This is a genomic window from Caballeronia sp. GACF4, assembly GCF_023631025.1.
Lineage (GTDB): Bacteria > Pseudomonadota > Gammaproteobacteria > Burkholderiales > Burkholderiaceae > Caballeronia.
Map to the genome: position 1 here is coordinate 202,139 of NZ_JALQDW010000014.1, position 17,366 is coordinate 219,504.

13 protein-coding genes are annotated in these 17,366 nt (G+C 61.7%); 3 read left to right on the top strand and 10 right to left on the bottom strand.

The features are described from left to right. Window position 1: 1 nt before the first annotated feature. The 8 genes from NCR40_RS13465 to NCR40_RS13500 all read right to left on the bottom strand — a co-directional run bounded on the left by NCR40_RS13465 (window position 2) and on the right by NCR40_RS13500 (window position 10,247). The gene (locus NCR40_RS13465; RefSeq protein ID WP_250509687.1) at window positions 2–451 is read right to left on the bottom strand and encodes an SET domain-containing protein; all 450 of its coding nucleotides are present in this window, start codon (window positions 449–451) and stop codon (window positions 2–4) included. Window positions 452–668: 217 nt separating this feature from the next. Continuing rightward, the gene (locus tag NCR40_RS13470) at window positions 669–1,781 is read right to left on the bottom strand and encodes an NADH:flavin oxidoreductase/NADH oxidase (protein ID WP_244826631.1); all 1,113 of its coding nucleotides are present in this window, start codon (window positions 1,779–1,781) and stop codon (window positions 669–671) included. A 101-nt stretch (window positions 1,782–1,882) separates the two neighbouring features. Beyond that, on the bottom strand, window positions 1,883–2,611 hold the full coding sequence (locus NCR40_RS13475; protein WP_250509688.1) for a glutamine amidotransferase: 729 nt from the start codon (window positions 2,609–2,611) through the stop codon (window positions 1,883–1,885). A 145-nt stretch (window positions 2,612–2,756) separates the two neighbouring features. Then, window positions 2,757–3,401 carry a MarR family winged helix-turn-helix transcriptional regulator gene (locus NCR40_RS13480; RefSeq protein ID WP_244826633.1) on the bottom strand — a complete coding sequence of 215 codons (645 nt, stop codon included), beginning with the start codon at window positions 3,399–3,401 and terminating at the stop codon, window positions 2,757–2,759. Window positions 3,402–4,204: 803 nt separating this feature from the next. Continuing rightward, window positions 4,205–5,320, bottom strand: coding sequence for a YbdK family carboxylate-amine ligase (locus tag NCR40_RS13485; RefSeq protein ID WP_244826634.1), 1,116 nt, complete (start codon window positions 5,318–5,320; stop codon window positions 4,205–4,207). Between the two features lie 44 nt (window positions 5,321–5,364). After that, window positions 5,365–6,567, bottom strand: a complete 1,203-nt coding sequence (locus NCR40_RS13490; protein WP_250466215.1) for a cation:proton antiporter — start codon at window positions 6,565–6,567, stop codon at window positions 5,365–5,367. Window positions 6,568–7,348: 781 nt separating this feature from the next. Then, entirely contained in the window at window positions 7,349–9,154 is a 1,806-nt protein-coding gene (gene mnmC, locus NCR40_RS13495) for a bifunctional tRNA (5-methylaminomethyl-2-thiouridine)(34)-methyltransferase MnmC2/FAD-dependent 5-carboxymethylaminomethyl-2-thiouridine(34) oxidoreductase MnmC1 (RefSeq protein WP_250509689.1), read from the bottom strand. A gap of 67 nt (window positions 9,155–9,221) precedes the next feature. After that, entirely contained in the window at window positions 9,222–10,247 is a 1,026-nt protein-coding gene (locus NCR40_RS13500) for a DedA family protein/thiosulfate sulfurtransferase GlpE (RefSeq protein WP_250466218.1), read from the bottom strand. Between the two features lie 299 nt (window positions 10,248–10,546). Here NCR40_RS13500 and NCR40_RS13505 point away from each other — a divergent pair, with 299 nt between their 5' ends. After that, on the top strand, window positions 10,547–10,825 hold the full coding sequence (locus NCR40_RS13505) for an HU family DNA-binding protein (RefSeq protein ID WP_008352404.1): 279 nt from the start codon (window positions 10,547–10,549) through the stop codon (window positions 10,823–10,825). Window positions 10,826–10,969: 144 nt separating this feature from the next. On the opposite strand, the gene NCR40_RS13510 is transcribed toward NCR40_RS13505, so the two are convergent. Continuing rightward, window positions 10,970–12,178, bottom strand: a complete 1,209-nt coding sequence (locus tag NCR40_RS13510; protein WP_250466220.1) for a GTP-binding protein — start codon at window positions 12,176–12,178, stop codon at window positions 10,970–10,972. A gap of 183 nt (window positions 12,179–12,361) precedes the next feature. After that, entirely contained in the window at window positions 12,362–12,808 is a 447-nt protein-coding gene (locus tag NCR40_RS13515; RefSeq protein ID WP_250492851.1) for a lytic transglycosylase domain-containing protein, read from the bottom strand. A 624-nt stretch (window positions 12,809–13,432) separates the two neighbouring features. Here NCR40_RS13515 and gspD point away from each other — a divergent pair. Further along, on the top strand, window positions 13,433–15,856 hold the full coding sequence (gene gspD, locus NCR40_RS13520; RefSeq protein WP_244828143.1) for a type II secretion system secretin GspD: 2,424 nt from the start codon (window positions 13,433–13,435) through the stop codon (window positions 15,854–15,856). Then, entirely contained in the window at window positions 15,853–17,364 is a 1,512-nt protein-coding gene (gspE, locus tag NCR40_RS13525; RefSeq protein WP_370652050.1) for a type II secretion system ATPase GspE, read from the top strand. The genes gspD and gspE overlap by 4 nt, the downstream gene beginning before the upstream one ends. The last annotated feature ends 2 nt before the right edge of the window (window positions 17,365–17,366 follow it).

Consider the following 17,366-nt stretch of genomic DNA (forward strand, 5'->3'; position numbering starts at 1 on the left):
CCTATTTCTTCAGCGCGAGCATGGTTCCGCGACACTTCTTCGCGCCGCAACGGCACTCGTATTCTTTCTTGAGCTTCTTGGTGATGCGGCCTTCGATCACGAGGCCGTAGTCGTAATTGAGCTCTTCTTCCGGCCCGATGTCGCGCAGGGCGTGGATGAACACGCGCCCTTCCACTTCCTCGGCTTCGCAATTCGGCTTGCACGAATGATTGATGTACTTCGCGCTGTTGCCGTCGATCTTGCCGTCGATCACGCTGCCGTCGTCTAGCGCGAAGTAGAACGTGTGATTCGGCTCATCCGGATTGTGCGGATGCCGGCGCAGCGCTTCCTTCCACGAGATACGCTCGCCCTTGTATTCCATCACCTGCTCACCCGCCGCGATGTGCTTCACGGCGAATACGCCCTTGCCATGTACTCCCGAGCGGCGGACGGTGATCCTGCGTGAACTCATCGAACGAATCCTTAATAAACGAGGTGTGGGGTTGGCTTCATGTCCACTTCGTCTTGGATCGTCTCGACGAAAGCGGATAAAAAAAACGCGGTGGCCGCTGAGGCGCCGCGTTGGCATGGTTGAACGTGCTGTTCAACTCAATCGTTATCGTACACTCCCGGGCCGCTGTCGAACAACTGGCCCGTGAGTATCCGTGGGTATCGACTGATGATGTTGGTTAGCGCTGGCCGAACGCCACGTCGCCGAACAGGTTCTTCAGTTCGCGCGGCTGCGAGCGCCAGTATTGCGGCGGCGCCGTGACGGTCGCGCCGAGCTCGGCGGCGGCGTGCCACGCCCAGCGTGGATCGTACAGCGCGGCCCGCGCGATGGCGACGAAGTCCGCCTTGCCGCTACCAACGATCGCCTCGGCTTGCTGCGGCTCCGTGATGAGACCGACCGCGATGGTCGTCACGCCCGTGGCTTCCTTGACCGCCTGTGCGTACGGCACCTGATAGCCCGGCCCGAGCGTGATCTTCTGCAGCGGCGATACGCCGCCCGACGAGACATCGATCCAGTCGACATCGCGCTTCTTCAGTTCCGCCGCGAACGCGATCGTGTCCTCGATGGTCCAGCCGCCCTCGACCCAATCCGTCGCGGACACGCGCACGCCGACGGGCTTGTCGGCGGGAAACGCGGCGCGCACGGCCTCGAAAATCTCGAGCGGATAACGCATGCGATTTTCGAGCGAACCGCCGTATTCGTCGGTGCGCTGATTGGCGAGCGGCGACAGAAACTGATGCAGCAGATAACCATGCGCCGCATGCACCTCGATGCCGTCGATACCAAGCCGCGCCGCCCGTTTCGCCGATGCGACGAACGCTTCCTTCACGCGAATGAGGCCGGCCGCATCGAGCGCGAGCGGCGGCGTCTCGCCTTCCTTGTGCGGAATGGCCGAAGGTGCATGCGTCATCCAGCCGCCGTCGGCAACCGGGATCAGCTGGCCGCCATCCCACGGCTTGTTGCTCGACGCCTTGCGGCCCGCGTGCGCGAGCTGCATGGTCACGGCGATATCCGAATACTGGCGGATGGCCGCGAGGACCGGACGCAGCGCGGCTTCGGTCGCGTCGTCCCAGAGACCGAGATCGCCAGGCGTGATGCGGCCATCAGGCTCGACCGCGGTCGCCTCGATGACGAGCATGCCCGCGCCCGAGAGCGCGAGTTGGCCCAGATGGATCATGTGCCACGCGGTGGCCTCGCCGCGTTCGGCGGAGTACTGGCACATCGGCGAAATGACGATGCGATTGGGAAGCTGAAGGCTGCGTAAGGTCTTGGGAGTGAAAAGCGCGCTCATGTCGAAGGCTCGGTGAGAAAAGATGCGATCGAGAATAGCATCGGGATTTCTTCCGTGCAGGATGCATGCGGTGCGACCCGCCGCAATCCGCGCCTTGACTTTCAGCCCTGACGTTCGGTGCAGGTAAACTTGTCGAGCCATTCGTGGAACATGGCGCGCGCCGCGCGTTCGAGGGCGGGACCGTGGCGCGCCGTCTCTTCACGCAGCGTGACGGCCGTGGCGCCGCTCCTGGCGATATTCGCGGGATAGGTGACGAGCCAGCTTTCGAACCGGTCTGGCAGCACTTCGGGATGGCACTGCAGCGCAAGCACATGCTCGCCCCACGAGAACGCCTGATGCGCGCAAGCTTCCGTCGATGCAAGCAAGCTCGCGCCTTGCGGCAAATCGAAGGTGTCGCCGTGCCAGTGAAATACGGGAATGGATTTGCCGTCAGCTTCGAGATGACGCAGCGGCGACGCGCGCCCGGCGTCGGTCAGCGCAAGCGGCGACCAGCCGAGCTCCAGCTTTCCCGACGAATACACGCGCGCGCCGAGCGCACGCGCGATCAGCTGCGAGCCAAGACAGATGCCGATGGTCGGCAAGCCCGCCGCAATGCGCTTTTCGAGCATCGACAAAAGCGGAGCCAGATGGGGATACTGCGCATCGTCGTAGGCGCCGATCGGCCCGCCGAGCACGACCATGAGCGATGCATCGAGCGGATCGGGCGCGTCTATGCGTCCGCGGCCCACGTCGAGATAACGCACGAGATGGCCGCGGTCGCCGAGGACCAGTTCGAGGCTGCCCAGATCTTCGAAATAGACGTGGCGAATCGCCAGGACTTCATGTTTCATCGGCGGGTTTCCGTGGCTCGGACTGCGGAGTAGAGACGAGCCGCGCCTCGCCAGGAGGCGCGACGCGCACAGTCTAACCGACTCGACGCGGCCTCACAGCGTACCTTTGCACCGATCGACCCGGGTTGTCCCGGGCCGTTGCCGTTCAGGCGATTTGCGCGAAGACCTTCCAGCTCTTCTTCTGCGTGGCGACGTCGGCTTCTTCGTATACCGAACAGTCGAGACGCAGATTGGTGTCCGCCATGTCGATCTGAAGCAGTGCGCAATGATGCAGCACCTTCTTCGGATTCTTGCTCGGCTGGAAATGCGCGCACGACAGACACATCCGATGCGCCGGAATCTGCTGTTGTGTTTCGAGCTGGCGGATGGTCTTGAGCAAGCTGCGGTAAAGCGCCGCTTGCTCTTCCTCACGCAATGTGCCGACCGCCTTCGCGAGGAAGTCCGGCCATTGCAGCGCGCGCTTGGCGGCCGTGCGGCCGCGTGCGGTCAGACGCACCGCCAGTGCGCGACCGTCGTCGAGTGCACGGCGCTTTTCGACGAGCCCCTTGCCTTCGAGCGTGCTCACGGCGTCGCTGGTGGTCGCGGCGGTCAGCGCGGTTTCCCGTGCAATCTCGCCGAGGCGCATAGGCCCCTTGCGCTGCATCAGCAGTACGAGAATTTCACCCTGGGTTGGCGTAAGCCCCGCGCCTTCCGCCCATTCCCAGGCCTGGCTGCGCATCGCTGTGCTCAGCCTCAGCAGGCCGTGGGTCACCCGCCCCGTCGCCTGCTCTCCGTATAAACCTTCACTCATGATCTTTCGCTTGTTGTTCCGCTTATGGGTTTTGACGGCATGTTCGCTAACCAACGAACACCACGTCCCCTAAGCCGCCCCAGGAACCTGCTGCCTGTGCATTGCTGTCAGTATTCCAAAGACCGCCTTCAGGTCGTGGTCCCCGCCGTCTCAAAATTCAGGCGTACCAAGCCAATTCGCTTTGCCTGAATGGGGGACATGCAACCCTCTTCGTTATGCGCCATCTTGTCACCAGCCACTTCACCACCCTGCTCGACAATCTTGCTTTGCGTCTAAAGTGACCGGTTGCGGCGCTATGTTTTTGCCGACTATGACGCGCCGTCGGCAACGTCGCCATTCTAAGCGACCTAGAACAAACGTACACCTTAATTATTCACGCAAAACTGTGGATAACCCGTGGAAAAACGTAGCGTTTGGTTGTGAGCGAATTCTCGATAAGCCAAGACATCTTTCGACCACCCTTTGTCTTATCCTTGGCCGCGCGCATCCATTCAACTTTGATTCACCGCCTTATCGTTTTTCCAATTCGTTGACCTTGCAGCGCTTTTTAACGTTTTCCATAGCGTCGCGCAGCCCTCGTTACCTTCTATTACGTAGGTATACGGACTTCTCACGGGAAACCTTAGAGATGCCGTAACGATTCACGTAACGTTCAGGCAACGAGCTTATTCCTAAGTTCCGCATGCACGCGTTTCATACACAACATAGCGAGACCGAAGTTTCAAAGCACGAAGGCCGTTTCGACTTTCATCGAAACGGCCTTTCGTCTTGATTCTCACTTCAATGCGTGTGTAAGGGCAGCGTCATGCGCGCCATTGCAGGCATTGCTGACGTACGGCTTCATGGAGCGACTTCTCTTTGTCGAATACACCGCGCAACCAAGTGGCGTCATTCATGCCACCGCGTGCAATGTCCGCGATTTGCGCGAGCGCCGCTTGCGAACCCAATGCTTCGGCATGCGGTGCAAGTACATCCAGCGTTGCGAGAATATCTTCGCCGATGGTGTGCCGCTCACCCGACTGCGGATGCACACAAGTGCCTTCCAGACCGAAGCGGCAAGCTTCGAAACGATTGAATGTGTAGACGAGGTAATCGTCTTCTTGCGGCGTAAGCGGTTTATCGAGCAGCAAATACCGCGACAACGTTTGTATATAGCAAGCAATCGCCGCAGCGCGATCGACAGAAAGTGGCGTATCCATCACGCGAACCTCGATGGTGCCGAAACCCGGCTTCGGCCGGATATCCCAGTAGAAGTCCTTCATGCTGTTCACGACGCCCGTGTGCACCATCTTCGAAAAGTATTCCTCGAAGCTGTCCCACGTGAGGACAAACGGCGCGCGTCCGGAAAGCGGGAACGCGAATACCGAATTAAGCCGGGCCGAATGGAAGCCGGTATCGACACCCTGGATATATGGCGACGATGCCGAAAGCGCTATGAAGTGCGGAATATAGCGCGACATCGAATGCAACAGGAACAGCGCGCTATTCGGGTCCGGACAGCCGATATGCACGTGCTGGCCGAACACCGTGAATTGCTTGGCCAGGTAGCCATAGAGTTCGGAGATGTACTGGAAGCGCGGCGCGTCGTAAATTTGCCGGTCGCTCCATTGCTGAAAAGCATGCGTGCCGCCGCCGGCAAGGCCGACATTGAGTTGATCCGCCGCCGCGACCAACGTATCGCGAATCTTGCGCAGGTCGGTGACGGCCTGTTCATGCGTCGTGCAGATGCCGGTCGAAAGCTCGATCATGCTTTCGGTGATTTCCGGCGTGATGTTGCCCGGAATCTCTTCGTCCTTGATGAGACGCATGAGGTCCGACGCGGCGCGGGTCAGATCGTAGTCGTGCGTATTGACGACCTGGATCTCAAGCTCCACGCCGAAGGTGAACGGCTCGGAGTCGATAAATGGTTCGAGTGCCATGACGCCTCTAAAAAATTCAATGCCCGTGCGGTGCGGTGCGGCGCCTATTCGCGCCGCTCGCCCACCGCCGACAGGCTACGGTACACCAGGAACGGCGACACGATTTGCAGCACGACGATCGAGCACATGACGATCGCGCGAAGCGTCGGGTCGTAGCTCGGATAAAGCACGTACATGTCGTCGACGAGCAGGTAGGCAAGCGCGGACATCGGCGTGAGCGCGACGCCCAACGCCGCGCCCTGCTTCCAGTCGAGGCCGCTCGGCTTTGCGAAAATCATCACGCCGGCCAGCTTGCCGATGAAGCGCGCGACGATCAGCGCGAGCGCCGCTACACCGCCAAGCGCGATATCGCGCCATTCGAATGACGTCAGTGTCAGCGCAAAAAGAATGACGGTCAGCAGCCATCCAGCGGAACCGAAATGCGTAGGCCAGAGTTGCGGCTTTTCATCAGCGTTCTTAACGATGATGCCTGCTGCAAGCAGCGCAAGAATGATCGACAGCTTGAAGATATGCGCGATCGCGATAGCCAGCAGCACGAGACCGAACAACGCGACGAAGGAGTGCTCGTCGTTCGCATTCAGACGCCGATACAGCAGGTTGCATGCACGCGCGAGCAGGAAGGCCAGCACGAGCGAACCGATCAGCAGATAAAGCGGCTGCAGGATGGTTGCAAACGCATTGCCGTAAATTTCCTGATGCAACACGCCGGCCGCGAGCTTTTCGACGATCACCGCGTACATGCTGTTCAACGCGGTCAACGTGAGAAGACGCTGCGTAACCTGTCCTTCGGCGCGCAATTCGGTCTTCAATTGGATGACCATTGCGGGCGACGTCGCCATGGCGATGGCCGCGATGACGATCGAAGGCATTGTCGGCACGTTGCATAACATCAACGCAATCAACACGAAGCCGAAGGTAAGCGTGGCTTCGGCGATGCTCGACAGAATCAGATACGGATTGCGGCGGATCCAGCGCAAATCGAGCCGGCCGCCGAGTTCGAAGAGCAATAGCCCAAGCGCGACATCTAGCAGAGGCCGTGAGATGGCGCCTGCGCTGACGTCGATCACACCGAGTCCCGCGTTACCGGCGATCAGCCCGATGACCGCATAGCCCGTGATACGCGGCAGACGCCATGCGCGCCAGAGCAATTCTCCGGCGAGGCCGGCGGTGACGAGCGCAAGACCTGCCCAAAGAATGGCATTGGGTTCGAGCGGCCAGGCGGGCAAAAACGAAAAGGCCGAATTCATCGTGTTTGCTTCTCCTTCGTTGCAGCAGAGGATGCACGTTCTGTTGCGTGACTTTGCGCGCGCGGCGCATCCGAGCGGCTCGCCTGTTCAGGCGAATGAGTTCATTCAAATGAAACGAAAGCGAACGAACACGGCGTCACGGAACCAGCCGTGCACGAATTAGACGACGCACCCGGCTCGCCATCGCGCGGCTTACGACTCGCGCGCATTGAGATGGTGACGGATGCGGGCAAGACAAGCGGCGCTTGCCCGGAGGCGGGCCGACGGCCAGACGACAGCGCGGCCTGGTTGATCAGATTCGTGGCGCGCGCTCATCGTTCCGTTGAAGCGGTCGCCGTCTGAACGGCGCGACGCGGGAAGAAGCGCGATTGTGCCATACCTCGATGACCGTGACAGGGAAGTCCAGGCTCATGATTTTTATGAAGTAAAAGCGACACCGCGCACACGCGAAGGCGGCAAGGCTGACCGGCCGGCGGTTTGCGGATTCGTTTTCTCTCTTCCGATAGCCTCTGTGTCAGGTGTTTACAGGTTTACTGTATATACACGTAGTAGTAGTTAACAAGCACCTGCCTTACCTGTGGATAAGACCAATTTCTCCTTTCCAAACAAGCGATTGTGAAAAGCAGAACGCAGCGGTAAACATGTTCAGGCATGGCGGTCAACTTTGAACAACTTTCGGGACGCTCGGGCACTCGTGCAGGTTGTCCCGTTTACGTGCACAACGAGTCCACAACTCGTTCTTCGGCAAACCCGGGTCTTATCCACAACCCGGCTTGGATAACTACGTTGCGTCGAATTGACCGTGACGCAGCGCTCGCAATAAAAAGCGCGCGGGATCGATCGACTCGGCGAGTTCGCGTTCGATGACCCAAGGTTCGCCTTCGATCTGCGAGACGATGAGTTCCGCGGCGAGCGTCGCCCAGACGAGCCCGCGCGAACCGAAGGCAAACGCGCCATACAAACCCGGCATGCGCGGCAGGTCGAGCGGCCACGCGCCTTTGAGGCGGGCGGCGTCGGCGCGCGCGGCGGCTGCATCGGCGAACTGGCCGATCATCGGCATGCGGTCGCTCGTCACGCAACGGAACGCGACGCGGCCTTGCTTCACATGCGCCGTCGCTTGCAGTGCCGGAAGCATGGCTCCAACGCGCTCGATGTTTTCCCGATGCCCTGCGTCACGAACTTCGATATCGGGATCGTCGATGTCATAGGTCGCGCCGATCAGCGTGCCTCGTTCGCCCAAAGGCACCGCATAACCTTCGCCGATGACGGGAACGCGCAATCCATCGAGCGTGGTGCTGTCCAGGATGCTGAGTTGTCCGCGCACGCTGCTCGTCGTTGCATCATCGAGATGTGCGAGTCGCGCAGCTTCATGCGCGTTCGCCAGCACGAGAATCGGCGCTCGCGCGACCTCCGCGTCGTGCGTGTCGAAGACGCGCCAGTTGTCACCATCACGTTCGATGCGCGCCACTTCCGTGTTCATTCGCGTCGTTAGCGCGGCGCCGGCATCGGCAAGCTGCGCCGCGCAGACCGATGCCGGCGAGATCGCGCCGCCGTGCGGGAAGAACCATCCGCCGCGCGCGACATCCACGCCTGCGATACTCGATGCATCGGCGCTGGATACCGAACTCACGTAGTCGCGCGGATACGCGAAACGGGCGATGGCGTCGGCGATCGCGGCGGCGTCTTCGGGCGTGTCCGCGATTTGCAGCAAGCCATCGCGGCTACGTTGCAAGTCGTATGAGCGCGCTTCGAGCGCTTGCCACTGACTCAGCGCGAACAAAAAGCCCGCACGGGTGAGCCGCGCGGCGACGCTGTCATCGCGCCAGACGATGGGATGAAACACGCCAGCCGGATTGCCCGACGCGTCGCGCGCGGGCAGCGCGTGCCGGTCGATGAGCGTGACATGCCAGCCGCGCGCCGCGAGACGCGATGTCATTGCAGAGCCCGCGAGTCCCGCGCCGATCACGATGGCTTCGCGCGACTGGACAGCGGACGCGCGCGGCGGTTCGTGACGACGCACGCGCCAGCGAGGGGCGAAGCGCGCGCTTCGGTCGTCGGCACACGTGAAACCCGAAGCCTCCAATGCGCGTCGCAACGAGGCGGCGTCCGCGATGTTCGTCGCCGATACGGTTGCATCGTCGCCCGCGAGCCGCGCGATGCCCTTGCACAACCATTGCGGATTGTCGAAGGCGGCGGCGTCGAGATGGAAAGCATCGGCGCGCAGCCACAGTCTCGACAGCATGTCGTTCGCATCGCCGATGGCGAGCGTCAGCACCACGCGCCCTGCATCGAATTCGAGCCGATGCATGCCGGAGACGCGCATCGGCCAGGCGTTTATCAGTGCGTCCGCGAGCGGGTCGCCGTTCTTCGACGGCGCTGCATCGAGCGCATGCAACGGCACGATGACGACTACATGCAGACGTTCGCAGCGCGCGTTGTCATCACGCCAACGTCGCCAGATGTCGAGAAAGCGGTTGGTGTGCGCGAATTGCGTATCGATGAAAATAAAGACGCGCCGATGCCGCCAGCGCGCGGGAAGATCGTGCAGCTCGAAAAGCTTGTCCGTAGGCAACGATGATTCGGTCATGCGAAAAGGGAAGGGAAGCGATGGCGTCCGCTATACCGGACGAAGACGGCAAGACATCGAGCATGTACTAGACAGACGGCGCTTTGGCCGCATGCAAGGCGTTGGGCATCGTGCCTTCGAGCGCGATCGGTTCGACCGCGTGACCGGCGGCGCGCCATGCTTCGAGACCGCCGAAGAGCGGCGCGACATCGTCGAAACCATGCGCGATCAGGTCTTTTGCCGCCAACGCCGCGGATACTTCGTTCGGACAATCGCAGTAGGTCACGATCTTGAGATCGCGCTCGATGCCCGCAAGCTGCGCCGCGATGCCGCCGTGATCGAGCAGCAGCGCGCCCGGAATGGCATACGGGTCCATCGCGCGACGCTCGCCGCGACGAACATCGATGACGAGCGGCCGTGGTTCACTCGCAAGCAACGCGCGCAACTCCGCAACCTCGATGCGCGCCATGCGCAGGCGTCGCAACAACGTGACGCGCCGCCACCAGCGCGCGCCGAGATAAAGCGCGAGCACGACGACCGCGATTGCCAGGACGCCGCGACCGAGCCAGTCGAGCAGGGCGAGCGCCTTATCGACGAGATCGGCGAACATCGCGCCGAATGTCACGCCGAGTCCCGACCAAAGAATCGCGCCGAGTGCGTCATAAAACAGAAAGGTGCCGAAGCCGACGCCGGTCGCGCCCGCCACGGGAATGGCCAGCGTGGAAAGGCCGGGGATGAACTTGGATACCGCGAGAATACGCACGCCGAAGCGGCCGAAGAAGTCGAGACTGCGGTTCACGCACGTGTCGCGCGAGATGGAAAGCTTGCACAGAACGCCCAGCACGCGGCTGCCATAACGGCGTCCGAGCCAGAACCAGAGGGTGTCGCCGAGCAACGCGGCGGTGCTTGCGACCACCACGATAGCGACGAGCGGCGCGAATGCGGAGGCGGGAAACATGGCCGTGAGACCGCTTCTTCCGAGGCTCGCGGTGACTGCGATGGCGCCCGTCAGAACCAATGTGGGCAAGGCTGGCAGCGGCAGACCGAGGCATTCCAGCAGAACGTTGGCAAAAACCAACGGCAGCCCGTATTCGATGATCAGCTCGCGTAGCATGGACCGCACCCCGGAGTTCTGTGCTCAAAAAAACCGCCCGCAAGCCCGGAAAATATAAGGGTAAATCTTTGAAACCCTTGTCCTGATTGGGTTTGCGCTGCGCTATCATACCAAGCGCCGCGTATAGAGGCGGCGCGAGGGCAATGAAGCGAAGCATGGCCGTAGAAGTGGCGCGAAAGAACGCCAGTTCGTCGCAAAGGCGCGCCGGAAGGCCGTCCCTACTCGACTGCACGGCCCGCGCACGTATAATCGGCGCGTTCGCGCTGTTCGTGTCAACCTAAACTGATAAAGGAACCTTAATGAACAAACAGGAATTGATCGACGCCGTAGCCGCTCAGACCGGCGCAAGCAAAGCTCAAACCGGCGAAACGCTGGACACCCTGCTCGAAGTGATCAAGAAGGCTGTCTCGAAAGGTGACGCAGTGCAGTTGATCGGCTTCGGCAGCTTCGGTTCGGGCAAGCGCGCAGCGCGCACCGGCCGTAATCCGAAGACGGGCGAGTCCATCAAGATTCCGGCCGCAAAGACGGTGAAGTTCACGGCTGGCAAGGCATTCAAGGACGCAGTGAACAAGCGGTAAGTTTCTTGCCGATTGTGGCGCTACGCGCTCTTAGCGCGGCGCCTCGGAATCAGGTTAATCCGCGTGCGCGCAGACAGACCGCAGCAACACATAAACCCGCCTTCGGCGGGTTTTTTTTCGCGCGCTCGACTCGTGCGGTTTGGCTCAGTGCGTCTGGCCGTCGCAGCCGCAATCCGGACCGTGCTCGTGATCGTCATCGCCGTGTTCATGCTCGTGATCGTCAATATCCCAGGCAGGAAACGGATCGTTCAGATGCCGCCAGCCGTCCGAGCCGAGCAGCCATTCCTCGTCGGTGAGCAGGCATGCATCGAAGTTGGCGTCCCATGCCGCCACGTCGAGATTGAGGCCGATCAGCACCAGCTCTTGCCTGCGATCGCCAACGCTGTTGTCATCCGGGTCACCGAACCATTCCGCGACGATATCCGCTTCGAGCTCGGGATCGTCCGTTGGCCATTCGCTGCGATCCTGCGCCGCCCACCACACGCCCGCCGGACCATGCCGCAGCGTCCCGCCCGCTTGCGACAACGCCCCGCCCACTTCGCTTCTCGTGGCGAGCCAGAAGAATCCCTTGGCGCGCAACACGTCCGTCCATTCGCGATGCAGCAGTTCCCACAGTCTTTGCGGATGAAAAGGCCGGCGCGCGCGATAGACGAGATGCCCGACACCCGACGCATCCGGCTCGCCGTTCGACGGATGCTCGTCGTTGAGAATCGCGAGCCAGCCAGGCGCGCTTGCCGTGTTGTCCAAATCGAAGCGGTTCGTATCGAGCACGTCGGCTATGGGCGCCTTGCCTGACTGCGTCTGCACCTGAAGCGCGCGCGGATTGAGCGCATGAAGAATGCTCGCGAGCGTTTCGAGCGCCTCTTCGTCGACGAGGTCGATCTTGTTGATCACAATGACATCGCAGAATTCGATCTGCTCGATGAGCGACTCGACCACCGTCCTGCCTTCTTCGTGCGCCTCATCGTGCGATGCAAGGCCGCGTTGCGCGAGCGAATCCGTCGATGCGTAATCGCGCAGGAAGCTCGCCGCATCGATCACGGTGACGAAGGTATCGAGCACGGCCTGACCGCCGAGCGTCGCTTGCTCGTCGTCGCCGAAAGCAAGTTGCTCCGCGATATCGAGCGGGTTCACGAACGGCGGCAACTCGACGACGATCGCATCGAATCGCTGCTGTTCGGCAAGCGCTGCGATGTCGCGCTCGATTGCTTCGACCGGGTCCGCTTCGTGAGCGACGCTAACGGCGCCAACGCGCACGCCTTCATCGTTGGCGAGCATGGCATTGACGAGCGCGGACTTTCCCGCGCCGGTGAATCCGGAAATCACGGTGACTGGGAGTGGCGTTGAGTTCATTGCGATGATGACCGGCGAGCGGCAATTGGGAGGCAGGCGGACACGCGGCAAACGGCAAGCCCCGCGCACAGGCGAAGCGACACGCCGGACAATGGTCAACGGTGCGCGCTGTCGGAGAAGGGATTTTGCATCAAATGCAGATGAAAGGCGCAAGGACGCAAGCGCCTGAGCGCCGGGCCGAACTTACTTGGAAGCCTGAAGCAACTTCCAGCGACGCAGGATATCGATGATCTGCGAGGAATACTTGTCGCGCAATGCGGGTGTTTCGGAATGGTAAGCACCGACGGCCTGCCATGAATTGCCATACTTGTTCATCTTCTGGCGCAGATGCCATGCGGCCACGTACACGGCCTTGCACGGTTCCATCAGCGTGCCGCTGGAGATACCGTATTGAGCCAGCGTGTTGAGATGAATCGAGTTGATCTGCATCAGACCGTAGTCGGTCGAGCCGTTGGCGTTCTTGTTGATGGCGTCGGGTTTGTTGTGCGATTCCTGCCAGGCGATGGCGCGCAAGATGAGCGGATTGACCTTTTGATACTTCGCTGCCTCGTCGAAGCAGTCGGCGTGTGCGGAAGCAGCCGCGAGCATCACGCCGCCGGCCATCGCAAGTAATCGCAGGAATCTCTTCATCTTCTTTCTACTCCATCCGCCCACGCGGAAAAGCGTCACGCCGCCATTTCGGCGACCGGGCGCCTAACGTCATTCATCCGCGTCGGCGCCAGTCAAAGCACGCTCGCAGTCGTATGGCATCGGGAAAACCCACCCCCGATGTCGCCGCCCGGAATGCGGAACCGCCCGTATCATACCCGCTGAAGTTTGACGCCATAAGTTAGCCACCAGACATACACCCCGGCGAGGGCGCGCCATAGGTCAGCCGTTTTCCGCCAGCCGCGCGGCGGAAGGCGTTCTTAAACGTCTGAATAATAAGACTTCGAGTCGGGTTACAATTCGTCTCCCGCGCGCATGGGCCAGCCTGTGAAGGCTTCACAGACGGTTTATCGGCAAGTTCGTTGAAAGCTTGAGAGCGGCGGAATTCAGTAAGCGAAGGCGGCTAGAGAAAATTCTGGTCTTGAACGATTTTTTGAATAATTTCGTTACGCGTTGCTGCTATCGTCACAATTTTTTGAAATGATCGTCGCCCGGGCAAGCTAGCCCGGAAACGATCGGCGGCGCCTCTGCTTGACGAGCGGTGCTGCCTTAGCGGGCTTTACCCGAGAAGTTCGCTTAGACAACACATTCATGAGAAGACAACCTATCGCACTGCGTCGCATCGCGACGGCACTGCTGGCGGCGGGACTTATCGTCGCGCAAGCCGCGCACGCGCAAGTGACATTGAATTTCGTCAACGCCGATATCGACCAGGTCGCAAAGGCGATCGGCGCCGCCACTGGCAAGACAATCATCGTCGATCCCCGGGTGAAGGGGCAGTTGAACCTCGTCTCGGAAAATCCGGTACCCGAGGATCAGGCGCTGAAGACATTGCAAGCCTCACTGCGCATGCAGGGTTTTGCGCTGGTGCAGGATCACGGTGTATTGAAAGTCGTGCCCGAGGCCGACGCCAAGCTGCAGGGCGTGCCGACCTATGTCGGCAACTCGCCTGCCGCGCGAGGCGATCAGGTCATCACGCAGGTGTTCCAGTTACGCAATGAATCGGCCAATAACATTTTGCCGGTGTTGCGCCCGCTGATCTCGCCGAACAACACCATCGCGGCCTATCCCGGCAACAACACGCTCGTGGTCACCGACTACGCCGACAACGTGCGGCGGATCGCCGGAATCATCGCGGGTATCGATACCGCCGCCGGGCGCGAGGTGGACTTGGTCCAGCTGAAGAACGCGAACGCGATCGACGTGGCCGACCAGATGAACAAGCTGCTCGACCCCGGCACGATCGGCAGCACGGACGCCACGCTCAAGGTCGTCGTCACCGCCGACCCGCGCACCAACTCGCTGATGTTCCGCGCTTCCAGCAGCGCGCGGCTCGAAGCCGCGAAAACGTTAGCGAAGAAGCTGGACTCGCCGACTTCGCAGCCGGGCAACATGCACGTCGTGGCGTTGCGCAACGCCGACGCCACGCGTCTTGCCAGAACCCTGCGCGGCATGATGGGCAAGGGCAACGGCAGCAGCAACGACAACTCGTCGAGCAATTCGAACTCGAACTCGTCGAATTCGTTCGGCCAGAGCGGCGGGCTCGGCAATTCGTCGAACTCCACCGGCACGTCGGGCGTGCCGCCGTTGCCAGGCGGTTTTGGCGGCAACAGCAGTTCGGGCAGCGGCAGTAACCCGATGTCGGGATCGGGCGGCAATCGCGACAGCGGTTTCTCGTCGAACAAGGACAGCGACAACGGCAACGACTCGGGCGGCGGCATGATCCAGGCGGATTCGGCGACGAATTCGCTCATCATCACGGCGGCGGACCCGGTCTATCGGAACCTGCGCGCCGTGATCGACCAGCTCGACGCGCGCCGCGCGCAGGTCTATATCGAAGCGCTGATCGTCGAACTCTCGGCCACCACCGGGGCCAATCTCGGCATTCAATGGCAGGGTCTGCTGCTTTCGAACGGCGGCAACAACGCGGTGTACGGCAGCACGAGCTTCGGCTCGGGCAATACCAACATCTTCGATTTGACCGTGCAGGGCGCAGCCGTCGCGCAAAACACGTCGGCGATCACCGCTTCGACGGGTCTTTTGGCGAACGGCCTGAACATTGGCTTGCTGCACCGCTTCGGCAATCTGTTCGGTCTCGGCGGTCTCTTGCAGGCGTTGTCCACGTCCGCCGACGCCAACATCCTCTCCACGCCAAACCTGATCACGCTCGACAACGAGGAAGCGAAAATCGTCGTCGGCCAGAACGTGCCGGTGGTGACGGGCTCCTACGCCACGCCGACCGCCAACGCCGCGACGTCGGTGACGGCGTTCAACACGTTCGACCGCCGCGACGTTGGCGTGACCTTGCACGTCAAGCCGCAGATCACCGACGGCGGCGTGCTCAAGATGCAGATCTATCAGGAAGATTCGAGCGTCGATGCCACGACCAAGACCGATCCGGGCGGCGTGACCATCAACACGCGCTCCGTGCAGTCGACCATTCTCGCGGACGATGGCGAAATCGTCGTGCTGGGCGGCTTGATGCAGGATCAGTACAACAATAACAACAGCAAGATTCCGCTTCTGGGCGACATCCCATTCATCGGCAGCCTGTTCCGCAGCGAAAGCAAGACGCGCACGAAGACCAACCTGATGGTGTTCCTGCGCCCAGTGATCGTGCGCGATCAGGCGACGGCTTCGCAGATCGCCAACACGCGCTACGACTACATGCGCCAGCAACAATACGGCTCGACCACGGACAACCGCCTGATTCGCGATCAGAACGTGCCGGTCATGCCGCCGAAGCCGCTTGGACCGAGCGAAGGCGGTGGCGCCCCGGCCCAGAATCTGCTGGACTGGAGCAACCTGACGCGCGGTACGCCGAGCACGACGCTGCCCCAGGACCCGAACGCGGGTCCCGCGCCGCAGCCGTATCAGCAAGCGCCGCAGCGTTCGGAGTTGCCACAGCCGCAGCAGCCGCCGTACGGCAATGCGCCAACCAATTACGCGGTGCCCAACAACCAGCCGAGCACCACGCCGCTGGATAACAGTTCGAGCAATTCGAACAGTTCGTCAGGAGCACGGCCGTGAATACGCTGAACGCCGAAGCCGATCGCACGAATCTCGCCCACAACGCTGAAGCGCCGGCCGCAGCGTCGCCGCTCGCGGCCAGGCTCGTGCCTTACAGCTTCGCGCGAACCGGGCAGATACTGCTCGCGCATCAGCATGCGGACAACATCGAGGTTTGGATCAGCGAGCGCACGTCCGACGCCGCGCTCGCGGAAGTCGCGCGCAATTTCGGCGCGCTGTCCATCCAGCGCAAATCCGCCGATGAACTGGCCGCCGCCATCAATTCCGCCTATGCGCGCAACGACGGCAGCGCGGCGCAGGTTGTCGGCGAAGTGGAGGGCGAAGTCGATCTCTCGCGCCTGATGCAGGACATTCCGGAAGTCGAGGACCTGCTGGAATCGGAAGACGACGCGCCGATCATCCGCATGATCAACGCGCTTCTGACGCAGGCGGCGCGCGAACAGGCGTCGGACATACATATAGAGCCGTTCGAGAACGCGTCGGTCGTGCGTTTTCGCGTGGACGGTACGTTGCGCGACGTCGTGCGCCCGAAGAAAGCGCTGCACGGCGCGCTGATCTCGCGGATCAAGATCATGGCGCAGCTCGATATCGCCGAGAAACGTCTGCCGCAGGACGGGCGCATTACCTTGCGTGTGGGCGGGCGTCCGGTCGATGTGCGCGTGTCGACGCTGCCGACCGGACACGGCGAACGCGCGGTGCTGCGCCTGCTCGAAAAAGACGCGCAACGCCTGAATCTCGAAAAGCTCGGCATGGCGCGCGACACGCTCGTGAACTTCGACAAGCTGATCGGCCGTCCGCACGGCATCGTGCTCGTCACCGGGCCGACGGGCTCGGGCAAGACCACGACGCTTTATGCGGCCATGTCGCGGCTTGAGACCACCACCACCAACATCATGACGGTGGAAGATCCGATCGAATACGACTTGTCGGGTATTGGCCAGACGCAGGTGAACGAGCGCATCGGCATGACCTTCGCGCGCGCGCTGCGTTCCATTTTGCGGCAGGACCCGGACATCATCATGATCGGGGAAATTCGCGACCTGGAGACGGCGCAGATTGCGGTGCAGGCGTCGCTCACGGGTCACCTGGTGCTCGCGACATTGCACACGAACGACGCCGCTTCGGCCGTCACGCGTCTCACCGATATGGGTGTGGAGCCGTATCTGCTCGCATCGTCGCTGCTTGGCGTGCTGGCGCAGCGGCTCGTGCGGCAACTGTGTCCGGTGTGCAAGGAAGAGCGCGTCGAGGAAGACGGCGTGACGCATTGGCATCCGGTGGGCTGCGACCGCTGCGGCCAGTCGGGTTACGCAGGACGCCGCGGCGTCTACGAACTTCTGCTGATGGACGATGAAATCCGTCCGCTGATCCACCGCAACGCCGCCGATGCCGAAATTCTCGCGGCGGGCCGCAAGCAAGGCATGCGCACGCTGCGCGAGGACGGCAACCGCTGGCTCGCGACCGGCGTGACGTCGCTCGAAGAAGTGCTGCGCGTGACGGGCGGAGATTAACG

Coding starts and splice junctions, on each gene's coding strand:
- NCR40_RS13465 (WP_250509687.1), bottom strand. CDS start 451: ATGAGTTCACGCAGGATCACCGTCCGCCGCTCGGGAGTACATGGCAAG.
- NCR40_RS13470 (WP_244826631.1), bottom strand. CDS start 1,781: ATGAGCGCGCTTTTCACTCCCAAGACCTTACGCAGCCTTCAGCTTCCC.
- NCR40_RS13475 (WP_250509688.1), bottom strand. CDS start 2,611: ATGAAACATGAAGTCCTGGCGATTCGCCACGTCTATTTCGAAGATCTG.
- NCR40_RS13480 (WP_244826633.1), bottom strand. CDS start 3,401: ATGAGTGAAGGTTTATACGGAGAGCAGGCGACGGGGCGGGTGACCCAC.
- NCR40_RS13485 (WP_244826634.1), bottom strand. CDS start 5,320: ATGGCACTCGAACCATTTATCGACTCCGAGCCGTTCACCTTCGGCGTG.
- NCR40_RS13490 (WP_250466215.1), bottom strand. CDS start 6,567: ATGAATTCGGCCTTTTCGTTTTTGCCCGCCTGGCCGCTCGAACCCAAT.
- mnmC (WP_250509689.1), bottom strand. CDS start 9,154: ATGACCGAATCATCGTTGCCTACGGACAAGCTTTTCGAGCTGCACGAT.
- NCR40_RS13500 (WP_250466218.1), bottom strand. CDS start 10,247: ATGCTACGCGAGCTGATCATCGAATACGGGCTGCCGTTGGTTTTTGCC.
- NCR40_RS13505 (WP_008352404.1), top strand. CDS start 10,547: ATGAACAAACAGGAATTGATCGACGCCGTAGCCGCTCAGACCGGCGCA.
- NCR40_RS13510 (WP_250466220.1), bottom strand. CDS start 12,178: ATGAACTCAACGCCACTCCCAGTCACCGTGATTTCCGGATTCACCGGC.
- NCR40_RS13515 (WP_250492851.1), bottom strand. CDS start 12,808: ATGAAGAGATTCCTGCGATTACTTGCGATGGCCGGCGGCGTGATGCTC.